Raw genomic sequence first — 20216 nt, 5'->3', positions numbered from 1 at the left:
GTTCGAAAGTGGGGGGCGTATGGGGGCCGTGGCCAAGGCGCCGGTGCTGCGCTACGGGGCGCTGGACCGGGCACACCTGACGAAGCACTTGTTGCGGCTGGCCAAACGCGTGGGCGTCAGCCGGGTCACCATGCGCGAGCTGGCCGCAGAGGCGGGCACGTCGGCCTCGTCGGTGTACTACCACGTCCGCGACAAACGGGAACTGCTCGACCTGCTGATCGAATCGGTGCTCGCACAGATCGAGGTGCCGCAGGAGGGCGACTGGGAAACGCGTCTCGTCGCGCTGTACCTGAGTGCCTGGAAGGCGCTGGTCGACGTGCCCGGCATCGCGGCCCTGCTGCAGGAGCATCCGCACACCGCCGCGGCGACCGAGTTGGACCGCGCCTCCCGCGGAATTCTGCGCGAATCGGGCTTGGCCACGAGGCATTTCGCCGCTGCCCACGCCGCCTTGTACATCCACCTGCTCGGTTCTGTTCAGCTCGAGCACACGCGCCCCGCCGGCGGCCCGAGCGACAAGGCGTTCGCGTACGGGTTGCGTCTGATCCTGGCCGGCCTGCGCGGCGAGCTCGAGGGGGGCGCATCGTGACGGAGACGACGATCGATCTGGCCGAGCCGGCGATCTGGGCCACGCGATTTCCCGACGGGCTGTTCGCCGAGTTGCGCGCCCACACGCCGGTGTTTCACCAGCAGCTCACGGATGACGTCAGATCCACTGTGGGCCGCGAATTCTGGGTGTGCACCAAGCACGCGGACGTCGCGCGGGTGCATCGCGATCACGAGTCGTTCACGGCGACCCGGGGACCGCTGATCCAGGACGTGCCGATGTTCGACGCGTACCCGGCCATCGTCAGCATGGACCCGCCCGATCACACGATTCGCCGCAAGGTGATCGCGCGCGCTTTCACACCGCGTGCGGTGGCCAAGCTCGAGAACGGCATCCGAGACCGGGCCAAGTCTATGGCCGCCGCGCTGCTGGAATCCGGTGGTGGCGAGTTCGTCGATCTGGCTGCGGAACTGCCGATCTCGGTGATCGGCGACATCGTCGGGATTCCCGACGCCGACCGCCCACACGTGTTCGGCTTGATCGACCGAGTGTTGAAGACCGCCGGCGCGCAGCTGTCCCTCCCCGATGGGGACGACCTGTTGCCGTTCATGGAATTGTTCGAGTACGCCAGCGCGCTGACCGCTTACAAGCGTGAGCACCCCGTGGACGACATCTGGAGCGCGTTGTGTACCACGGAGATCACGGGGGATTCGGGGGAGAGCTTCTTGCTGCCCTCCAACGAGCTCGAGATCTTCTTTTTCATCCTCGGATTGGCCGGCGCCGACACGACCCGAAACGCGTTGTGCGACGGGTTGCGGGCGTTCGTGGCCAATCCGGAGCAGGTTGCTGTCTATCGATCCGACCCGGACGCGCGCCGCACGGCGGTCGAGGAGGTGATCCGCTATTCCACGCCGATCATGTTCTGGGTGCGGGGCGCGACAAGGAACGTCGTGCTCGGCGATGTGCCGATCCCCGAGGGGGCGCGGGTGGTGACGATGTTGCGCTCGGCGAATCGCGACGAAGACGTCTTCTCAGATCCCTACCGGTTCGACATTCGCCGCGACCCGAACCCACACCAGTCCTTCGGCGGTGGCGGCGCCCACCACTGTCTGGGCGCGATGCTGGCGCGGGCCGAAGTCCGGGCCGCCCTGGACGAGATCCTGCTGAACACCGGCGCCATCGAAGTCGGTGAGCCGCGGATGACGCTTCCCGATCTTTGCAACAACATGACCGTGTACGAATCCCTCCCGGTGCGCCTCGAGCGGCGCTAGGCGGGGCGGGTCGCGCGATAGTAATTGAGTCGTCCAACCACGCGCTGCCGATGCGTGGCGACCTCGGTGCAGTCGAAACCGGCCGCGAGCAGCAGGCGCGGAATCGCGTCGCCGAAATTGCCTGCCGCGTGCGGGTTGCGCCTGATCAGCCGCGCCGCCAGGCCGCGGTCGGTGGTCGTGTCGCCGCCGATGTCGACCAGGTGCAGCCTGCCGCCGGGGCGCAGGACGCGGAAGACCTCGGCGGCCGCGGCGGATTTCGCGTCATCGGCGACGTGGTGCAGCATCATCGACGAGAGCACCCGGTCGAATTCCCCGTCGGCGTAGGGCAGCCGCTCGGCGTAGCCCTGTTCGAAGTGAATATCGTTGCACCCGCGCCCCTTTCGCCGCGCCCGGTCCAGCGCGCGCGGGTCGGGGTCGCATCCGGTCACATCCACGCCGGGCTGTGCGCGTTTGACCCGGGCGGTGAGATTTCCGGTGCCGCAGCCGATTTCCAGGATGCGCTGGCCGTCGGCGAGCTCGGCCTGCGCGATCAGATTCTCATGGACCCGGTCCATGCCCAATAGGCGGCTGAACACGTCGTAGCAGGGGAGCAGCGCGTCGTGGCCGGCGGCGGGCAGGTAGTCATGTGGATGATGTTTGGTCACAAGATCCATGGTGAACCGGTGTATTCCTCAAGAATTGGGTGATCCTTGGCAAAACATGAACTATTTTTGGTGCCATGAGTGTGGCAACGCGCCTGAATTGGTACCGCGGCGGCGTTCCCGTCTATCAGTATCGAAGCGATCGGGCCACTCCGCCGGTGTCGGTGATGTGGGCCAGGCGCGAGGACGTGCGCGAGCACGGTCGCCACATTCACGACTTCCCGGCGTTGTGGTACATCCCCGCCGCGGGTCATGTGTACGTCGTGGCCGCGGGCGAGGTCATCGATCCCGCCGGGGTGAGCGACATCGACGGCGGGGTCGGAGTGTTCTTCGATCCCGCGGCTCTCGGCGAGGACGGGCGATCGCCTTGGCCGGCGTGGCGAGGGCATCCGCTGCTGTTCCCGTTCCTGCACAGTCGGGCCGGCGGGCTGCTGCGTCTCGACGTGCCCGCGGACCGACGGCCGGCGTGGGAGGCCGCGATCGCGTCGATCGAAACCGAACTGACCGGACGCCATGAGGGTTACCACCAGGCGGCGCTGGCGCACCTGACCCTGTTGTTGATCGACCTCGCGCGCCTGGCCGGGCCGGTGGTGGCCGAGCTGCGGCGCAGTGGCGAACCGCTGCTGGCGGAGGTCTTCGAGGTGATCGACCGGCGCCACGCCGGGCCGTTGTCGCTGCGTGACGTGGCCGGCGAACTCGGCATGACCTCGGGCCACCTGACCACGGTGGTGCGCCGCCGCACCGGACGCACCGTCGGGGAATGGATCACCGACCGCCGGATGACCGCAGCCCGGGCACTGCTGGCCGAAACGAACCTGCCGGTCGCGGAGGTGGCCCGGCGGGTCGGGATGTCCGATCCCGGCTATTTCAGCCGGCTGTTCGCGCGAGCGCACGGTGCCTCGCCCCGCGAATGGCGTCAGAGGGATTCGATGTCCAGCCACTGATCGACCTCGAATCGGTCCTCGACGGCGCGGATGGTCGCGCCGCCGTGACCCGGGTAGTGCGCGGGGATCACGGCGGCCTTCGCCTCGACGGCCTCGGTGAAGATCCGGCGGCGGGTCACCGCGGCGGCCGGCGCGTCGACGTCGAAGGCGCAGGCGTCGGCGGGCCGGCGCAGTTGCAGGGGGCTGTGGGTGAGGTCGCCGACGAAGACCGCGGGCCGGCCCGCGTCGAGCCACAGCACGGAGGATCCCGGCGTGTGGCCGGGGGCGGGGCGCAGTCGCAGCGACGGGCTGATCTGGCAGTCGTCCGACCACTGGACGAGCTGGCCATCGATGGGCGCGACGCTGTCGGCGAACACGAGCTGGTTGCCGGGATCCTGGCCCGCGGGCCCGTCGGGGCAGAAGTGGTGGTAGTCGGCCGCCGGCATCAGGTATCGGGCGTTGGGGAACGTCGGCACCCAGGCGCCGTCGTCGAGCATGGTGTTCCACCCGACGTGATCGGAGTGGATGTGGGTGTTGACCACGACGTCGACGGCGTCGCGGTCGATGCCCGCCGCCTGCAGCGCCGCCAGGAAGCCGGTGTTCAGGTGGTCCAGGGGCGGCATGTGCGGGCGCTCGCGGTCGTTGCCGACGCCGGTGTCCACGACCACGGTCAGCCCGTCGACCTCGATCACCCAGCTCTGGACCGCGATGTGCCACTGATCGGTCGCGGGATCGAAGAAGTCCGGCACCAGCAGGTCGGCGTTGTCCCGCCACCCCGACGGCGGCGTCTGCGGGAAACAGTGCGTGCCCAGGTCGAATTGGAGTTCGGCGATGCGCGCCACGCTCGCGCGGCCGAACCGGACCCGGCGCATTTAGGCGTTGGCGCGCAGGTAGTCGTACACGCCGGCGAAGTTGCGGTTCACCTCGTCGGGGATGGGCACCGGGCCGCCGAGTGCCCTTGCACCCCAAACGATTTGGGCGGTCCGCTCGACCAGCGCGGTGATGTGCAGGACCTTGTCGGGTCGCGGGCCGACGGCGACCAGGCCGTGGTTGGCGATCAACGCGGCGCCGCGGCCCTCGAGCGCCTTGACCGCGTTGGTGCCGACCTCGGGCGTGCCGGATGCCGCGTAGTCGGTGCAGCGGACCTCCCCGCCGCAGTAGACGGCGAACTCGTCGATGCAGGCCGGAATGGGTTGGTGCGCAATGGCGAACATCGTCGCCCACACCGGGTGGCTGTGGATGACGCTGCCGATGTCGTCGAACGCCTGGTAGCACGCCAGGTGCAGCTTCGCCTCCGACGACGGGAAGCGGCCCTCGGCGGCGTGCACCACCTCGCCCTGCGGGTCGATCAGCACGAGGTCGTCCAGCTCCATGTCGCGGTAGTCGACCGACGACGGCGTGATGACGATGTTGCCGTCGGAGCGGCGCGCCGAGATGTTGCCGGCGGTCCCCTCGACCAGGCCGCGGCGCAGCATCTCCTTGGCCGCGTCCAGCACGGCGTCTTCGGGGTTCGCCACCGATTTCATGGGCCCAGCACCTCCGGGTTGACGATATGGGTGGGCGTCTCGCCGCTCAGCAGCGCTTCCAGGTCGTCGGCCACCATCTGCGCCTGCCGGGCCTCAGTGTTCCACGTCGCCCCGCCGATGTGGGGCGTCAGCACGACATTCGGCATGGAAGTCAACGGGTGATCGGCCGGCAGCCATTCGCCGACGAAGTGGTCCAGGCCGGCGGCGGCCACCTTTCCGGCGCGCAGCGCGTCGACCAGCGCGTCGGTGTCGTGCAGCTGCGCCCGGGCGGTGTTGAGGAAGACCACGCCGTCGCGCATGGCCGCGAACTGCTGCGCGCCGATCATGCCCGCGGTGTCGTCGGTGACGGGCGCGTGCAGGGACACCACGTCGGACTCGGCCAGCAGCTCGTCGAGGCCGTGCCGGGCCTCGTCGTTGTACGGGTCGTGGGCGATCACCCGCATGCCCAGCCCGGCCAGCCGCCACCGGGTGGCGCGGCCGACGGCACCGAGGCCCACCAGCCCGGCGGTGCGCCCGGCGATCTCCCAGCCCCGGAACCGCTGATACGGGATGGTGCCGTCGCGAAAGATGTTGCCGCCGCGGACATCCGCATCGGCGGTCAGCAGGTGCCGCGTCGCGGCCAGCAGCAGGGCCACCGCCATCTCGGCGACCGCGTCGGCGTTGCGGGCCGGGGTGTTCAGCACCGGGACGCCGGCCGCGGTGGCGCCCTCGATGTCGACGTTGTTCGGGTCGCCGCGGGTCGAGGCTACGGCGATCAGGCCCTGCTCGAACACCGGGCCACGGACCGAGTCGCCCTCCACCACAACGACATCGGCTGATTCGGCGGCGATCCGCTGGGCCAGCTGCTCGGGGCTGTAGATCCGCAGCGGGGTCTGCTCGATCCAGGGGTCGTACACCACGTCGGCCAGCTGCCGGAGCTTGTCGAACCCCGGGCCCCGCAACGGCGCGGTGACCAGGGCGCGCGGTCTTGATGTCACAGACGCCAATGCTGGCGTACGGTGACGCCCGTGTCACGTGATGGCGTCACAATCGGCGTCGATGTCGGCAGCACCGCCGTCAAGGCGGTGGCCGCCGACGCGGACGGCCGGGTGACCGCGCGGGTGCGCATTCCGCACCAGCTGCGGGTGCCGGCGCCCGATCGGCTCGAGCACGACGCCGACGAGGCGTGGCGGCGGGGGCCGGTGGCGGCGCTGGAGCGCCTTGCCGCCGGACCCGACGTCCGCGCGGTGGCCGTGTCGGCGATGGTGCCGTCGCTGACCGCCGTCGACGCCGGGGGTCGCCCGCTGACCCCCGGGCTGCTGTACGGGGACGCCAGGGGCCGGGTCCCGGGCTCCGACGACAAGCCGCTCCCGGCGCTGGGCGAGGCCGCCGAATTCCTGCGCTGGACGACGGCCCAGGCGCCCGGCGCGGCCGGGTACTGGCCCGCGCCCGCGGTGGCCAACCACGCGCTGGCGGGCGAGGCGGTGATGGACGTCGCGACCGCCGCCACCGCCTTCCCGCTGTTCGACGGGACCGGCTGGGACCCCGCGGCCTGCGCCGACTGCGGCGCGACCGTCGAGCAGATGCCCCGGGTGGAGACGATCGGCACGGCCGCCGGAGAGCTCCCCGGTTCGGGCGCCGTGCTGGCCATCGGCGCCATCGACGCCCTGTGCGAACAGATCGTGGCCGGCGCCGACCGCGACGGCGACGTGCTCGTGCTGTGCGGCACCACCCTTATCGTGTGGAACACGATCACCGAGGCGCGGCAGGTGCCCGGCCTGTGGACCATCCCGCACACCGCCCCCGGCAAGAGCCAGATCGGGGGCGCCAGCAACGCGGGCGGCCTGTTCCTCGGCTGGGTGGAGCGCCTGCTCGGCCCGGGCGATCCGGGCACCGCCGATCCGCGCCGCGTGCCGGTCTGGTCGCCCTACATCCGTGGCGAGCGCACGCCGTTCCACGACCCGGATCGCCGGGCCGTGCTCGACGCCCTCGACCTCACCCACGACCCGGCCGCGGTGCGGCGGGCCGCCTACGAGGCGGCGGGCTTCGTCGTGCGTCAGCTCATCGAGCTGGGTGGGGCGCCGGTGGCGCGCATCGTCGCTTCCGGAGGCGGCACCCGGGTGGGGCCGTGGATGCAGGCCATCGCCGACGCCACCGGCCGGCCGGTGGAGGTGTCCGCGGTGGCCGAGGGCGCGGCGCTGGGCGCCGCCTTCCTGGGCCGGATGGCGGCCGGCCTGGAGACCTCGATCACCGACGCGGGCCGGTGGGCCCGCACCGAACGCGTCGTCGAGCCCGATCCCGCCTGGGCGGAGCCGACCGCCGAGCGCTACCAACGGTTCCTGGAACTGGGAAACCAACGATCTAGCGCGATATGCCCGGTGGCGTTCTAAAGCGTGTCGAACAACTGGGTGCGGTCGAGTCTGCGGAGTAGTAGGGCGATTTGACTGAGGCAGAGGAATCCTTCTGGGCGGCGAGGGTGATTTCGTAGTGGCGGTCGATGCAGCGGCAGTGGTTGATGCAGTCGTTAGTGCGTTCGACTACCCAGCGTCGCGGTTGGACGATGAAGCCGTGGTCTGGCTTCGGCCAGGAGACCACCTCGACGGTGACATCGGCCTTGGCCGCGGCGGTGGTGACGGCCTGCACGTCGTGGCCCTTGTCCACCCCCACGTGGCTGATGGTCGGCGCGACCTGCTTCGCCTTACGCAGCAGGGTGGGGTATGCAGCCAGGTCCTGCACGTCGGCTGGTGTGACGATAGCGGCGACCGGGGCCCAGGCGGTTTCGACGAGCCGTGCCGTTTGACGCCGTCAACCTCCTTCGCGCCGTCGAAGCCGCGCGGCCCGGCCACCGGCGATCTTTGACCGACTCGGTTGCATGACTGTCGATGGTGATCAGATGGTCCGATACATCCGTGCTGGCCAGGGCAGTTTGTCGGTGTTGTGTGGAACGCTGATCGGTGATGGCTCGCCACACCACATTTCGGTTCTGTCTCGACCCGACGGTCGAGCAGTACGAGGTGCTGGAACGGCATGCGGGAGCGGCGCGGTTTGCGTTCAACCAGTGCCTGCGCATCGTGAAAATCGCTCTGACTCGACGTAAGACCGACGCGGACGTTGACGTGCCCTGGACGGGGTTTGATCTGATCAACACATTCAACGCGTGGAAGAAAACCGAGGACGCGGGGCGGGTGTTCACCGTCGATGCCGCCGGCGACGCTGAGGTAGTGGTGACAGGCCTGTCCTGGCGGGCCGAGGTGTGCCAGCAGGTGTTCGAGGAAGCCGCCGTCGATCTCGGCAGGGGATTGTCGGCCTGGTCGGATTCACGCTCGGGCAAGCGCAAAGGCCGTCGCGTCGGGTTCCCGCGGTTTAAGAAGAAGACTGCGGATGTCCCGTCGTTTCGGTTGCGCAACAAGCACCCCAAGGGCAAACCGGCCGCGATCCGAGTTGGGGATAATCACCGGCCCCGTTCGCTCACGTTGCCCGGTATCGGGCACATCGCTGTCCAAGACGACACCCGTCGGCTACGCCGCATGCTCACCGCGAATCGCGCCAAGATCTGCTTTGCGACCGTTAGCTGCCGTCGCGGCCGGTGGTGGGTATCGCTCAACGTTGAGGCCGCCGACCTGCATCCCGCCCGTCAGCACCCAGTCCCACCCGAGGATGCTGCTAGCTGGGTCGGCGTGGACCGCGGCCTGTCGGCCTTTTTGGTGGCCGCCACCGCCGATGGCGCCGAGGTCGCGCGCATCAGTGACGCACCCAAAGCGTTGTCCGGTGGGCTCAAACAGCAGCGACGCTTGTCGAAGTCATTGTCACGCAAGAAGAAAGGATCAGAGCATCGAAAGGATGCCGCTGCCAGACTGGGTCGGCATCATCACCGTGTTGCCAACGTGCGCCGCCATTTCCTGCACCAGGTGTCCAATGAGTTGGTCAAGACCCACGACCGGCTCGTCATCGAGAACCTCAACGTGACCGGAATGCTGCGCAACCATCGGCTGGCCCCCGCCATCTCCGATGCCAGCTGGTCAGAGTTTGCCCGCCTCCTCAAATACAAACAGATGTGGCGCGGTGGGCAGCTCGTCGAAGCCGACCGCTGGTATCCCTCGACCCGGCTATGCCCCCACTGCGGGGCGGTCGACAGCGCGATGACACTCGCCGATCGGGTCTTCACCTGTGGTTGCGGGCACACCGTTGACCGTGACCGAAACGCGGCTACGAACCTAGCCCGCTGGGGCCACGCCCATCACGACCCCTCGCGATCCCCGGACCCCCAAGCAGGAGGCCGGGCCAACAATGTCCGCCGAGGGGACGGCGCTGGCCAACACCCTCGTGTTGGTGAAACCGTTCCGAATGACGCGGGAACCGACGTTCACACCGCACCCGCGGCCTGAACCGACGACGCCCGAGAAGGGCGGTGCCGAACACTCACCAGAGTCGATCGACACGCTTTAGGCTGGTGCAATGACTGACCAAGACCGCAAAGCCGCCCGTCGGGAGATCGCCGACGCACTGTTGAAAGCCCTCGAGCGCCGGCACGAAATCGCCGACGTCGTGGTGGAGTCCGAGGACAAGGCGGCGGCGGTGGAGGCCATCGTCCGCCTGCTCGACACGTCCCACCTGGCCGCCGAGGCGGTGATGGGGATGTCGTTCGCGCAGCTGACCATCGACTCGCGCCGGAAGATCCTGGCCGAGCTGGAGGACCTGAACAAGCAGCTGAGCTTCACCCTGGGGGAGCGGCCCGCGAGCTCGGGGGAGACCCTGGAACTTCGGCCGTTCTCCGCCACCGCCGACCGCGACATCTTCGCCGCCCGAACCGAGGACGTCGGCGCCGCGGGCGACGGGTCCGGCGGGCCGGCGGGCAACCTCGACGACGAGATCCGTGCGGCGCTGGGCCGCGTCGGCGACGAGGAGGCCGCGTGGTTCGTGGCGGTTGACTCGGGCGAGAAGGTCGGGATGGTGTTCGGCGAGCTGCTCGGCGGCGAGGTGAACGTGCGGATCTGGATTCACCCCGAGCACCGCAAGAAGGGTTACGGCACCGCCGCGCTGCGCAAGTCGCGCACGGAGCTGGCGTGGTGCTTCCCCGCCGTGCCGCTGGTGGTCCGGACGCCGCCGGCCAAGCCGAGCTAGCGGCGGCGCGCTATCCCAGCGTGGCGGTGACGGAGATGATGTTTCGCAGCTGCGATTCCTCGTCGTCGGGGAAGACGCGGCCGTAGTCGGCGAAGAACTCCCGCCGTGGCCGGGTGCTCACCTGCCAGCCCTTGCCGGCCAGGTAGTCGACGACGTTGCTGCGCTCGCCGTCGAAGAACAGCCCGGACAGGTCGATGTCGCAGCCCAAATTGGCCCACCGCTGGTTGAATTGCCGCGCGCGTTGCGACATCGTGCGGCCGGTGTCGCCGTGGTATTCGGTGGCCAGCTTGCTGCCGGGCGCGCTGAGCTCGGTGACGTTGTCGAAGAGCCGGTCCTGGGCGTCGGGCGGAAGGTACATCAGCAGGCCCTCGGCGCTCCAGGACGTGGGCTGAGACAGGTCAAACCCGCTGCGGCGCAACGCTTCCGGCCAATCGTCTCGCAGGTCGACGGCGACGGTGCGCCGGTCCGCGGTCGGGGCGGCGCCCAGGTTATCCATGGCGGCGGTCTTGAACTCGACGACCTTGGGCTGGTCGACCTCGTAGACCACGCTGCCGGGCGGCCAGGCCAGCCGGTAGGCGCGCACGTCGAGGCCGGCGGCCAGGATCACCGACTGGCGGATGCCGTCGCGGGCGGCGTTGAGGAAGAAGTCGTCGAAGAAGCGGGTGCGCACCGCCATCGAGTCGGTCTCGAGTTGCAGGTCCCGTTCGCCGCCGTCGTCCGCGCCCGGGGCGACCTCGCCGTCGATCAGGCGGACGAAGAAGTCGAGGCCGACCGCGCGCACCAGCGGCGCCGCAAAGGGGTCGTCGATGATCGCGTCGGGCTGCGTGCTGGCCACCGCGCGGGCCGCGGCGACCATCGTCGCCGTCGCGCCGACGCTCGAGGCCAAATCCCAGCTGTCCTGATCGGTTCGCGTCATGGTGCTCCCACTTATTTAGCCAATGCAATGAGCCACCGAAACTCTACGCCTCGCGGCTGACGGCAAAGGGTGGCAAAGGGTGTGGCAAAGGGTGTTGAAAGGACCTGCCCGATTCAGCTGTTAGTCTCGTACACGGTTTGACGCGCGGCGCCGTACGTCCTGGCCTGCGGGTGTTAGGCGCGAGACGCAGGACGCAGGAGGAAGAGTGCTTTCGGCTTTCATCTCATCGCTGCGGACAGTCGACCTGAGACGGAAGATCCTCTTCACGCTTGGCATCGTCCTTCTCTATCGGGTCGGCGCCGCATTGCCCTCACCGGGTGTGAACTACCCGAACGTGCAGCAGTGCATCAAGGAGGCGAGCGGCGGCGAGGCCGGGCAGATCTACTCGCTGATCAACCTGTTCTCCGGCGGCGCGCTGCTCAAGCTCACGGTGTTCGCCGTGGGCGTAATGCCCTACATCACGGCGAGCATCATCGTGCAGCTATTGACCGTGGTCATCCCCCGCTTCGAGGAATTGCGCAAAGAGGGCCAATCCGGCCAGGCGAAGATGACCCAGTACACCCGGTATCTGGCCATCGCGCTGGCCGTCCTGCAGGCCACGAGCATCGTGGCGCTGGCGGCCAACGGCGGGCTGCTGCAGGGCTGCTCGCTGGACATCATCGCCGACCAGAAGATCTTCACGCTCGTCGTCATCGTGCTGGTGATGACGGCGGGGGCGGCGCTGGTGATGTGGATGGGCGAGCTGGTCACCGAACGCGGGATCGGCAACGGCATGTCGCTGCTGATCTTCGTCGGCATCGCCGCGCGCATCCCGGCGGAGGGCAAGTCCATCCTGGACAGCCGCGGCGGCATCATCTTCGCGGCCGTCTGCGGCGCCGCGCTGCTCATCATCGTCGGCGTGGTCTTCGTCGAACAGGGCCAGCGCCGGATCCCGGTGCAATACGCCAAGCGCATGGTGGGCCGGCGCATGTACGGCGGAACGTCGACGTATTTGCCGCTGAAGGTCAACCAGGCCGGCGTCATCCCGGTCATTTTCGCGTCGTCGCTGATCTACATTCCGCACCTGATCACCCAGCTGATCCGCAGCGGCAGCGGCGGCGTGGGCAACAGTTGGTGGGACAAGTTCGTCGGCAGCTACCTGTCGGACCCGAGCGATCCGGTCTACATCAGCATCTACTTCGGCCTCATCATCTTCTTTACGTACTTCTACGTGTCGATCACGTTCAACCCCGACGAGCGTGCCGACGAGATGAAGAAGTTCGGCGGCTTCATTCCCGGCATCCGGCCGGGCAAGCCGACCGCGGATTATCTGCGTTACGTGCTGAGCAGGATCACGTTGCCGGGCTCGATCTACCTGGGTGCCATTTCCGTTTTGCCCAACCTGTTCCTGCAGATCGGCAATGGCGGAGCGGTTCAGAATTTGCCGTTTGGCGGTACGGCGGTTTTGATCATGATTGGTGTCGGTTTGGATACGGTCAAACAAATCGAGAGCCAACTCATGCAGCGCAACTACGAAGGGTTCCTCAAGTGAGAGTGGTTTTGCTGGGACCGCCCGGGGCGGGCAAGGGGACGCAGGCCGAAAAGCTCGCCGAAAAGCTTGGCATCCCGCAAATCTCCACCGGGGAGCTCTTCCGGAACAACATCGAAAACGGGACCAAACTCGGTGTGGAGGCCAAGCGCTACCTGGACGCCGGCGACCTGGTGCCCTCCGAGCTGACCAACCAGCTCGTCGACGACCGGCTCGACGATTCGGACTGCGCCAAAGGCTTCATCCTGGACGGCTACCCGCGCTCGCTCGAGCAGGCCAAGGCGCTGCACGAGATGCTTGAGCGCCGCGGCTGCGACATCGACGCGGTGGTCGAATTCCGCGTCTCGCAGGACGAGCTGCTGGCGCGACTCAAAGGCCGCGGCCGCGCCGACGACACCGACGACGTCATCCTCAACCGCATGAAGGTCTACCGCGACGAGACCGCCCCGCTGCTGGAGTACTACAGCGACCAACTGAAGACGGTCGACGCGGTCGGCACGGTGGACGAGGTGTTCGCCCGCGCGCTGCAAGCGCTGGGCAAGTAATCATGAGCGCGTTGGCGCGGCTGCGGAGTCGCAGGGTCGTGCCGCAGCGCAGCCCCGGTGAGGTCGACGCGATGGCGGCGGCCGGCGCCGTGGTGGCGGCCGCCCTGCACGCGGTCCATGCCGCCGCGGTCGTGGGGGCGTCCACCCTGGGCCTGGACGAAATCGCCGAATCCGTGATCCGCGAGGCCGGGGCCGTGCCGTCGTTCCTGGGCTATCACGGCTACCCGGCGTCGATCTGCGCGTCGGTCAACGACCGGGTGGTGCACGGCATCCCGTCCGCCGCGGAGATCCTGGCCCCCGGCGACCTGGTCTCCATCGACTGCGGCGCGGTGCTGGACGGCTGGCACGGCGACGCCGCCATCACCTTCGGGGTCGGCGCGCTGGACGCGGCCGACGAGGCGCTCTGCGACGCGACCAGGGAGTCGCTGCAGGCCGGCATCGCGGCGATGGTCGTCGGCAACCGGCTGACCGACGTGGCGCACGCCATCGAAACGGGCACGCGCGCCGCCGCGGCCCGCTACGGGCTCGCGTTCGGGATCGTGGAGGGCTACGGCGGCCACGGCATCGGCCGGCAAATGCACATGGACCCGTTCCTGCCCAACGAGGGCTCGCCCGGGCGGGGCCCCCTGCTGGCCCCGGGCTCGGTGCTCGCAATCGAACCGATGCTGACGCTGGGAACCAGCAAAACCAGGGTGCTCGACGACGAATGGACCGTCACGACCGCCGACGGGTCGCGCGCGGCGCATTGGGAGCACACCGTCGCGGTGACCGAAACCGGGCCGCGCATCTTGACCCTCGCCTGAACTAAACGCCTGCTCCACTCGTTTCAGAGGGCAGGAGGTGATCGAGTGGCTCGTGTGGCCGGTACTCGGGGGGCGTCCGGGGCTGCCGAGGCCGCTCTGATGAAGGCGCTCTACGACGAACATGCCGCGGTCTTGTGGCGCTATGCGCTCCGGTTGACGGGGGACGCCAGCCAGGCCGAGGACGTTGTCCAGGAGACGCTGTTGCGGGCCTGGCAGCATCCGGAGGTCATCGGAGACACCGAGAGATCGGCGCGGGCGTGGTTGTTCACCGTCGCCCGCAACATGATCATCGACGACCGACGCAGCGCCAGGTACCGCAACGTCGTCGGTTCGCTGGACGAATCGGGGGCGCCCGAACAATCGACGCCCGACGAGGTGAACGCGGCGCTGGACCGGCTGCTGATAGCCGAGGCCATGACGCAGCTGTCCGCCGAGCACCGGGCGGTGATCGAGCGGTCCTACTACCGCGGTTGGACGACCGCGCAGATTGCTACCGACCTGGAGATCGCCGAAGGAACCGTGAAGTCGCGATTACACTATGCCGTGCGGGCATTGCGGCTCACTCTGCAGGAACTTGGAGTCACGCGATGATCATCCAGACGGTCATCGGCTCCGAATACTTGATGGGTGACAGGAGATGGACGAGATGAGGACGCCGCTACGTGGCATCGGCCCGCCCGGTGACAACGGCTTTGACAACGAGGTGTTCGGTTTGGCCGCGCAAGACGACGACCGCTACGCGATGTGGGATGCCGCATACGTGTTGGGGTCGCTGTCGGCCTCCGACCGACGCGAGTTCGAGGCGCACATGGCCGGCTGCCCGGCGTGCCGGGAGGCCGTCGCCGATCTGAGTGGGGTGCCGGCCCTGCTCTCGCAGCTCGACCGCGATCAGGTCGCCGCGATGGACGAGTCCGGGCGCACCATGACGGTGGCGCCGGAGATTTCGCCGGAATTGTTGCCCTCGTTGCTGGCAACGGTGCGCTGGCGCCGGCGCCGCACCCGGGTGACGACGTGGGTGGCATCGTCCGCCGCGGCGGCGGTGCTGGGGATCGGCGTGCTGGTCGGGGTGCACGGGAACTCGGCGCCCGCGCAGCAGGTGGCCGCGTCCTCGCAGCCGATGTCGCAGATCGGCACCACCCTGTTGGCCTCCACGGTGCAGCTGTCCAGCCAGCACTGGGGGACGTCGATCAACCTGAAGTGTGTCTGCCTGGCTCCGCTGAACGCGCACCACGACACGCTGGCGATGGTCGTGGTGGGTCGCGACGGCAGCCAAACCCGGTTGGCGACGTGGGTGGCCGAGCCCGGCCACACCGCGACGCCCGCCGGCAGCATCTCGACGCCGGTCGACCAGATCGCCGCCGTGCAAGTGGTTTCCGCTGACAGCGGGCAGGTTCTGCTGCAGCGTTCGCTGTAAAACCCCGGTAAAAACAAGGCGCGCGGTGAACTCAAGTTCACCGCGCGTCGTGTTACAGGCATGCCCAGGAAGCAGCGAGTGGTCGACCACATCGTCGAGCGGCTCGCCTCGGCCGGCGTCGACCACATCTTCGGTGTCGACGGCGCCAACATCGAGGACCTCTACGACGCCGCGCACTTCCGGACCGACATCACCGCCGTGCTGGCGAAGCACGAATTCTCCGCCGCCGCGATGGCCGACGGGTACAGCCGCAGCGGCGCGGGGCTGGGCGTGGTCGCGGCGACGTCCGGCGGCGGTGCGCTGAATCTTGTTGCAGCCCTTGGTGAGTCGCTGACAAGCCGGGTTCCGGTGCTGGCCCTGGTCGGTCAGACCCCCACCACCATGGATGGCCGGGGCAGCTTTCAGGACACCAGCGGCGAGAACGGCTCGCTGAACGCGCAGGCGCTGTTTTCCGCGGTGTCGGTGTCGTGCGAGCGGGTGCTGCGCCCCGCCGACGCCGCGCCGGCCCTGTCCCGGGCGATCGCCGCCGCACGCACCGGCGGCCCCGCGGTGCTGTTGCTGCCCAAGGATATTCAGCAGGGCAGCGTGATTTGCGGGCACAACGGGCGGCCCACCGACGACCTGCGTCCCATCGGCAACCCGCATCCGATCGTCGCACCGCTGCGCGACGCGAACGGCCCGGTCACCATCATCGTCGGAGAGCAGGTCGCCCGCGACAATGCCCGCGCCGAGCTCGAGGCCCTGCGCGCGGTGTTGCGGGCGCGGGTGGCGACCGTGCCCGACGCCAAGGACGTCGCCGGCACACCGGGTCTCGGGTCGTCGTCCGCGCTCGGGGTGACCGGTGTGATGGGCCACCCCGGTGTGGTTGCAGCGGTGGCCGGCAGCGCCGTGTGCCTGGTGGTCGGCACGCGCCTGTCGGTCACCGCGCGCACCGGGCTCGACGACGCCCTGGCGGCGGTGCGGACGGTCTCGATCGGCTCGGCGCCGCCGTACGTTCCGTGCACGCACGTGCACACCGACGACCTGCGCGGCTCGCTGCGCATGCTGACCCAGGCGCTGTCCGGGCCGGGGCGGCCGGCCAAGGTGCGGGTGCCCGAAATGGTGCGGCGCACCGAATTGTCCCCGCCGCCGTGTGATGGGCCCGGCGTGCGCTATCGCGACGCGATGGCCGTGCTGGACGGCTGCCTGCCCGACGGGGCGGACATCGTCGTGGACGCCGGCAACACCGGCGCCGCGGCGATCCACTACCTGCCGGCCCGCCGCGACGGCAGGTTCGCGGTCGCGCTGGGCATGGGGGGCATGGGCTACAGCTTCGGCGCCGGCATCGGGATGGCCTTCGGGCGCGCGAACAGCGGGCGGCCGCCCGGGCGCACCGTGGTGATCGCCGGGGACGGCGCGTTTTTCATGCACGGCATGGAGGTGCACACCGCGGTGCACTACCGGCTGCCGGTGACTTTTGTGGTCTTCAACAACAACGCCCACGCGATGTGCGTGACCCGCGAGCAGCTCTTCTACGACGACCTCTACAGCTATAACCGGTTCCGGCCCAGCCGGCTGGGCGCCGGGCTGGCGGCGATGTTCCCGGGGCTGACGGCCGTCGACGTCGATGACCTCGATCACCTGGCCGCCTGGATGCGCGCGGTGCTCACCACCGACGGGCCCTCCGTCGTCAGCGTCGAATGTGCAGCCGACGAGATGCCGCCATTCGGACCATTTCTCGCTCAAATCGCAAAGGAGAACCGGATCGATGTCGCTGCCAGCGCTTGAGGACATCCCGACGCCGCTGGACGGTGTGACCCGAATCGAAACTAGCCCAAGGGAAAAGGCCACCCCGATCATCATGGACATGATGCGGTCGGTCTATCCGCACGATCAGGTCTTCGGGGAGTACTGCACCGTCAACGATTACGTCGACTGCCCGCCGGACGAGTTGTACGAGTACATGTCCGACACCCGCAGCCTCGAGGAGTGGACCTACAGCCTGCGCGGTTTCACCCCGACGGACGAACCCGGCCTGTGGCTGGCCCACGACCGGCTGGGCTCGGAGACCGAGATCTACACGCGGACCGTGGCCAACCCGCAGGCCCGCACCGTCGACTACCACTGCGCGTGGGACCAGGGCAAGCACCTGTGGATGATCTACCTGATGCGCGTCGTCGACGCGCAGACGGTCCTCGACAAGCCGGGTTCCGTTGTGCTGTGGACGAATTGCCATCACCCGTTCTACGACGAAAACCCGTACCCCCAGACGGCGCCGCCGCAGCGCCCGGTGTGGGTCGGCGACTTCTGGGACATGTTCGGCGCCGGCCATCTGCTGGAGCTGAAGAACCTCAAGGCGATCGCCGAGTACCGCCACCGCAACGGGCTGCCGGTGACCCCCAAATGGATGAGATGAGTTGACCATGAGCAAGCCGAGCGTGAGCCTGATCGACGTCTCCACGTATCTGCCCGGCGAGCCGATCGCCGCCGAGTACTACGCGCAATTCGCCGAATCCGACGACCTGCGCGACAATCTCATGTTCCGCGCCCCGAAGTTTCGCCACCACGTCGCGCCGGAGGAAAGCTCGATCGACATGATCGAGCAGGCGGTGGCCGGCCTGATCGAACGGCACGGCCACGACGCCGTCGAGGGCGCCGACGTGCTGATCACCCACACGCAGGTGCCGGACATGGCGTTCTACGGACAGGGCGGCGGCATCGCGCACCGGTTGGGCATGCGACCGTCGTGGGTGCTCGACCTGAACAACGGTGGGTGCGCCGCGTTCGTGTTGGCGCTCAACGTGGCCCGCAAGCTGCTGGCGTCCGGCGAGGGCCACACTGCGCTGATCGCGATCGCGCAAAACGCCGCGGGGCAGTTCTTCGATCAGCCGACGATCCGCCGCAAGGCGCAGTCGGCGGTGCCCGGCGACGGGGCGGCGGCCGCCCTGGTCACCGTCGGCGATCAATCCCCGATCCTCGATGTCGAGTGCCGCACCTACGGCGAATACGCCGGCGAGATGACGCTGTCCTTCGACCCGCCCCGCAAGTGGTGGCAGGCGGGACCCGGCGAGGGCTCGATCGGCTTCACCGAAAGCAAGATCACCAAGGTGCTGGCCCGCGGCAACCGGCAGGTGCCCGAGGTGGCGCTGGCGGTCTGCGACCGAATCGGGCTGTCCTCCAAGGACATCGACCTGCTGGTGACCAACCAGCCCAACCGGGCGTTCCTGCGCAACTGGCGCGAGGCCCTCGAGCTGCCCCCCGAACGTCATCGCGATACCTTCGAGCAGTGCGGCAACCTGTTCGGCGCCGGGATCCCCGTCAACCTCGACCACGCGATATCCGACGGTCAGGTCAAGGCGGGGGACGTCGTGATGATGGCGGCCTTCGCCCACGCCGGTGACTTCGCCGGCGCCGCGGCGGTGCGCTGGGGCGGGCGGGGCTGATGCAACCCGTCCGCAGCCCGTTCGCCGACGACATCGACGAGGCGTTTCCCACCGCGATCGACCCGCTTGCGTTGTCGCTCAACGAGAATCCGTTCCCGCCGTTGCCGGCGGTGCGCTCGGCGCTGATCCGCTCCATCTACGCGGTCAACCGCTATCCGGAGTTCCTGCCCGAACGGCTGCGCGGCCTCATCGCCGGCCATGTGGGACTGCCCGCCGAGCAGGTGGTGCTGGGTGCCGGCGCGACGGGCGTGGCGCTGCAGGCGTTGCACGCGCTGACCGCCCCGGGTGACACCGTGGCGATGGCGTCGCCGACGTTCGACGGATACCCGATCATCGCCCGGATGTCGCGCCTGGACCCGCTGCTCGTTCCCCTCGACGCGGACGGCCACAACGACCTCGAAGGGCTGGCCGATGCCGCAGCGGAGGCCCGGGTCGTGGTCATCTGCCGCCCGCACAACCCGACCGGCACGCTGGAGGGCGCGGACGACGTGGTGCGGTTCCTGCGCCGGGTGCCGGGCGACACCGTCGTGCTGCTCGACGAGGCCTACATCGAGTTCGCCGCGCCCGAGCACCGCATCGACGTCGCGGCGCTGCTCGCGGGTTTCCCGAATGTCGTGGTGGTGCGGACGTTCTCCAAGGCCTACGGGCTGGCCGGGCTGCGCATCGGCTACGGGCTGGCGTCGCCGGAGCTGGCCGCCACCCTGTGGTCCCAGCAGTTGCCGTTCGGCATCGCGCTCACCAGCCTGCTCGCGGTGGCGGCGTCGTACGACGCCGAAGAGCAACTGCAGCAACGGATCCAGTCGATCAACGCCGAACGCCGCTATCTGCGGATGCGGCTGAGCGCGTTGGACATCTACACCACCGACGCCCACGCCAACTTCATGTACCTGCCCTCGAGGGGTGGGCGGGGTCCGTCATGGCAAGAGGTGTTCGCGGACAGCGGGTTGCACGTGCGCCACTACCCGGACGGCGGCGCCCGGATCACCGTGGGCAACCGCGCGTCGACCCTGGCGGTGTTGTCGGCCATCGGAAAGGTCCCGATCCGGTCCCAGATGCGGTAAGAAAGGGCGTGGCCGCATCGAGCTCGAAACGCGATCCCATCGCCGCGGCACGGGCCAACTGGGAGCGCGCCGGGTGGGGCGACGTGTCGGACGGCATGGTCGCCGTCACCTCCGTGATGCGCGCCCACCAGATCCTGCTGGCCCGCGTCGAGACCGCGCTGCGCCCCTATGACTTGAGCTTTTCCCGCTACGAGCTGCTGCGGCTGCTGGCCTTCAGCCGCACCGGATCGCTGCCGATCACCAAGGCGTCCGATCGGCTGCAGGTGCACGTCACCAGCGTGACCCACGCCATCCGCCGGCTGGAGGCCGACGGGCTGGTGCGGCGGGTGCCGCACCCCACCGACGGGCGCACGACGCTGGTGGCCATCACCGACCTCGGCCGCTCCACCGTCGAGGACGCCACCGTCACACTCAACGAGCAGGTGTTCGCCGACATCGGAATGGACGCCGCCGAGTCGGCGGCGCTGGTCTCGTCCATCGAAACGTTGCGCCGCAATGCGGGCGACTTCTAAAAGATCCGAG

At 68.9% G+C, this 20216-nt stretch carries 22 protein-coding genes; 16 read left to right on the top strand and 6 right to left on the bottom strand.

What is annotated here, in order from left to right:
• The first annotated feature begins 19 nt into the window (after positions 1–19).
• A complete protein-coding gene (locus AC5Y5E_RS04160; RefSeq protein ID WP_499901681.1) occupies positions 20–586 on the top strand; it encodes a TetR/AcrR family transcriptional regulator in 567 nt (188 codons plus the stop codon).
• Positions 583–1815, top strand: a complete 1233-nt coding sequence (locus AC5Y5E_RS04155; RefSeq protein WP_499901680.1) for a cytochrome P450 — start codon at positions 583–585, stop codon at positions 1813–1815. The genes AC5Y5E_RS04160 and AC5Y5E_RS04155 overlap by 4 nt, the downstream gene beginning before the upstream one ends.
• Here AC5Y5E_RS04155 and AC5Y5E_RS04150 read toward each other — a convergent pair.
• Positions 1812–2459 (bottom strand): class I SAM-dependent methyltransferase, encoded by a 648-nt coding sequence (locus AC5Y5E_RS04150; protein ID WP_499901679.1) that lies wholly within the window; start codon positions 2457–2459, stop codon positions 1812–1814. The genes AC5Y5E_RS04155 and AC5Y5E_RS04150 overlap by 4 nt on opposite strands.
• Before the next feature lie 74 nt (positions 2460–2533).
• Between AC5Y5E_RS04150 and AC5Y5E_RS04145 the strand changes: the two genes are divergently transcribed.
• The gene (locus AC5Y5E_RS04145) at positions 2534–3400 is read left to right on the top strand and encodes a helix-turn-helix transcriptional regulator (protein WP_499901678.1); all 867 of its coding nucleotides are present in this window, start codon (positions 2534–2536) and stop codon (positions 3398–3400) included.
• Here the strand turns inward: AC5Y5E_RS04145 and AC5Y5E_RS04140 are convergent.
• Genes AC5Y5E_RS04140 through AC5Y5E_RS04130 form a run of 3 tightly spaced genes read right to left on the bottom strand, consistent with a single transcriptional unit; the run spans position 3373 to position 5882 of the window.
• Entirely contained in the window at positions 3373–4251 is an 879-nt protein-coding gene (locus tag AC5Y5E_RS04140) for an MBL fold metallo-hydrolase (protein WP_499901677.1), read from the bottom strand. The two genes, AC5Y5E_RS04145 and AC5Y5E_RS04140, sit on opposite strands and share 28 nt — an antisense overlap.
• Positions 4252–4905 (bottom strand): L-fuculose-phosphate aldolase, encoded by a 654-nt coding sequence (locus AC5Y5E_RS04135; RefSeq protein WP_499901676.1) that lies wholly within the window; start codon positions 4903–4905, stop codon positions 4252–4254.
• The gene (locus AC5Y5E_RS04130; RefSeq protein WP_499901675.1) at positions 4902–5882 is read right to left on the bottom strand and encodes an NAD(P)-dependent oxidoreductase; all 981 of its coding nucleotides are present in this window, start codon (positions 5880–5882) and stop codon (positions 4902–4904) included. The genes AC5Y5E_RS04135 and AC5Y5E_RS04130 overlap by 4 nt, the downstream gene beginning before the upstream one ends.
• A 30-nt stretch (positions 5883–5912) precedes the next feature.
• On the opposite strand from AC5Y5E_RS04130, the gene AC5Y5E_RS04125 reads away from it, so the two are divergent.
• Positions 5913–7274, top strand: coding sequence for a xylulokinase (locus AC5Y5E_RS04125; protein ID WP_499901674.1), 1362 nt, complete (start codon positions 5913–5915; stop codon positions 7272–7274).
• Here AC5Y5E_RS04125 and AC5Y5E_RS04120 read toward each other — a convergent pair.
• Complete coding sequence (locus AC5Y5E_RS04120) at positions 7246–7638, bottom strand: transposase family protein (protein WP_499901875.1); 393 nt, start codon at positions 7636–7638, stop codon at positions 7246–7248. The genes AC5Y5E_RS04125 and AC5Y5E_RS04120 overlap by 29 nt on opposite strands.
• A gap of 203 nt (positions 7639–7841) precedes the next feature.
• On the opposite strand from AC5Y5E_RS04120, the gene AC5Y5E_RS04115 reads away from it, so the two are divergent.
• Together AC5Y5E_RS04115 and AC5Y5E_RS04110 are read left to right on the top strand one after the other, a co-directional pair.
• Positions 7842–9269 (top strand): RNA-guided endonuclease InsQ/TnpB family protein, encoded by a 1428-nt coding sequence (locus AC5Y5E_RS04115; RefSeq protein WP_499901673.1) that lies wholly within the window; start codon positions 7842–7844, stop codon positions 9267–9269.
• 70 nt (positions 9270–9339) lie between these two features.
• Positions 9340–10005 carry a GNAT family N-acetyltransferase gene (locus tag AC5Y5E_RS04110; RefSeq protein ID WP_499901672.1) on the top strand — a complete coding sequence of 222 codons (666 nt, stop codon included), beginning with the start codon at positions 9340–9342 and terminating at the stop codon, positions 10003–10005.
• A gap of 10 nt (positions 10006–10015) precedes the next feature.
• On the opposite strand, the gene AC5Y5E_RS04105 is transcribed toward AC5Y5E_RS04110, so the two are convergent.
• Positions 10016–10921, bottom strand: a complete 906-nt coding sequence (locus AC5Y5E_RS04105; protein ID WP_499901671.1) for a class I SAM-dependent methyltransferase — start codon at positions 10919–10921, stop codon at positions 10016–10018.
• Between the two features lie 205 nt (positions 10922–11126).
• Between AC5Y5E_RS04105 and secY the strand changes: the two genes are divergently transcribed.
• Genes secY through AC5Y5E_RS04055 form a run of 10 tightly spaced genes read left to right on the top strand, consistent with a single transcriptional unit; the run spans position 11127 to position 20206 of the window.
• Positions 11127–12452, top strand: coding sequence for a preprotein translocase subunit SecY (secY, locus tag AC5Y5E_RS04100; RefSeq protein WP_499901670.1), 1326 nt, complete (start codon positions 11127–11129; stop codon positions 12450–12452).
• Entirely contained in the window at positions 12449–12994 is a 546-nt protein-coding gene (locus tag AC5Y5E_RS04095) for an adenylate kinase (protein ID WP_499901669.1), read from the top strand. The genes secY and AC5Y5E_RS04095 overlap by 4 nt, the downstream gene beginning before the upstream one ends.
• A gap of 2 nt (positions 12995–12996) precedes the next feature.
• Positions 12997–13797 (top strand): type I methionyl aminopeptidase, encoded by an 801-nt coding sequence (map, locus tag AC5Y5E_RS04090; protein ID WP_499901668.1) that lies wholly within the window; start codon positions 12997–12999, stop codon positions 13795–13797.
• 45 nt (positions 13798–13842) lie between these two features.
• Positions 13843–14388: a sigma-70 family RNA polymerase sigma factor gene (locus tag AC5Y5E_RS04085; RefSeq protein WP_082964298.1), complete on the top strand. Its 546-nt coding sequence runs from the start codon at positions 13843–13845 to the stop codon at positions 14386–14388.
• A 55-nt stretch (positions 14389–14443) separates the two neighbouring features.
• Positions 14444–15211, top strand: a complete 768-nt coding sequence (locus AC5Y5E_RS04080; protein WP_499901874.1) for an anti-sigma factor family protein — start codon at positions 14444–14446, stop codon at positions 15209–15211.
• 60 nt (positions 15212–15271) lie between these two features.
• On the top strand, positions 15272–16978 hold the full coding sequence (locus AC5Y5E_RS04075; protein ID WP_499901667.1) for a thiamine pyrophosphate-binding protein: 1707 nt from the start codon (positions 15272–15274) through the stop codon (positions 16976–16978).
• On the top strand, positions 16959–17606 hold the full coding sequence (locus tag AC5Y5E_RS04070) for an SRPBCC family protein (protein ID WP_499901666.1): 648 nt from the start codon (positions 16959–16961) through the stop codon (positions 17604–17606). The genes AC5Y5E_RS04075 and AC5Y5E_RS04070 overlap by 20 nt, the downstream gene beginning before the upstream one ends.
• A 7-nt stretch (positions 17607–17613) precedes the next feature.
• Complete coding sequence (locus AC5Y5E_RS04065) at positions 17614–18633, top strand: 3-oxoacyl-ACP synthase III family protein (RefSeq protein WP_499901665.1); 1020 nt, start codon at positions 17614–17616, stop codon at positions 18631–18633.
• Positions 18633–19694: a pyridoxal phosphate-dependent aminotransferase gene (locus tag AC5Y5E_RS04060; protein WP_499901664.1), complete on the top strand. Its 1062-nt coding sequence runs from the start codon at positions 18633–18635 to the stop codon at positions 19692–19694. The genes AC5Y5E_RS04065 and AC5Y5E_RS04060 overlap by 1 nt, the downstream gene beginning before the upstream one ends.
• An 8-nt stretch (positions 19695–19702) precedes the next feature.
• Positions 19703–20206, top strand: a complete 504-nt coding sequence (locus AC5Y5E_RS04055) for a MarR family winged helix-turn-helix transcriptional regulator (protein WP_499901663.1) — start codon at positions 19703–19705, stop codon at positions 20204–20206.
• Positions 20207–20216 lie beyond the last annotated feature (10 nt).

The sequence above is a fragment of the Mycobacterium sp. NGS54 genome (assembly GCF_059812465.1).
Note: the sequence above shows the minus strand (reverse complement) of the source record. Positions and strands in the feature narration are given on the sequence as shown.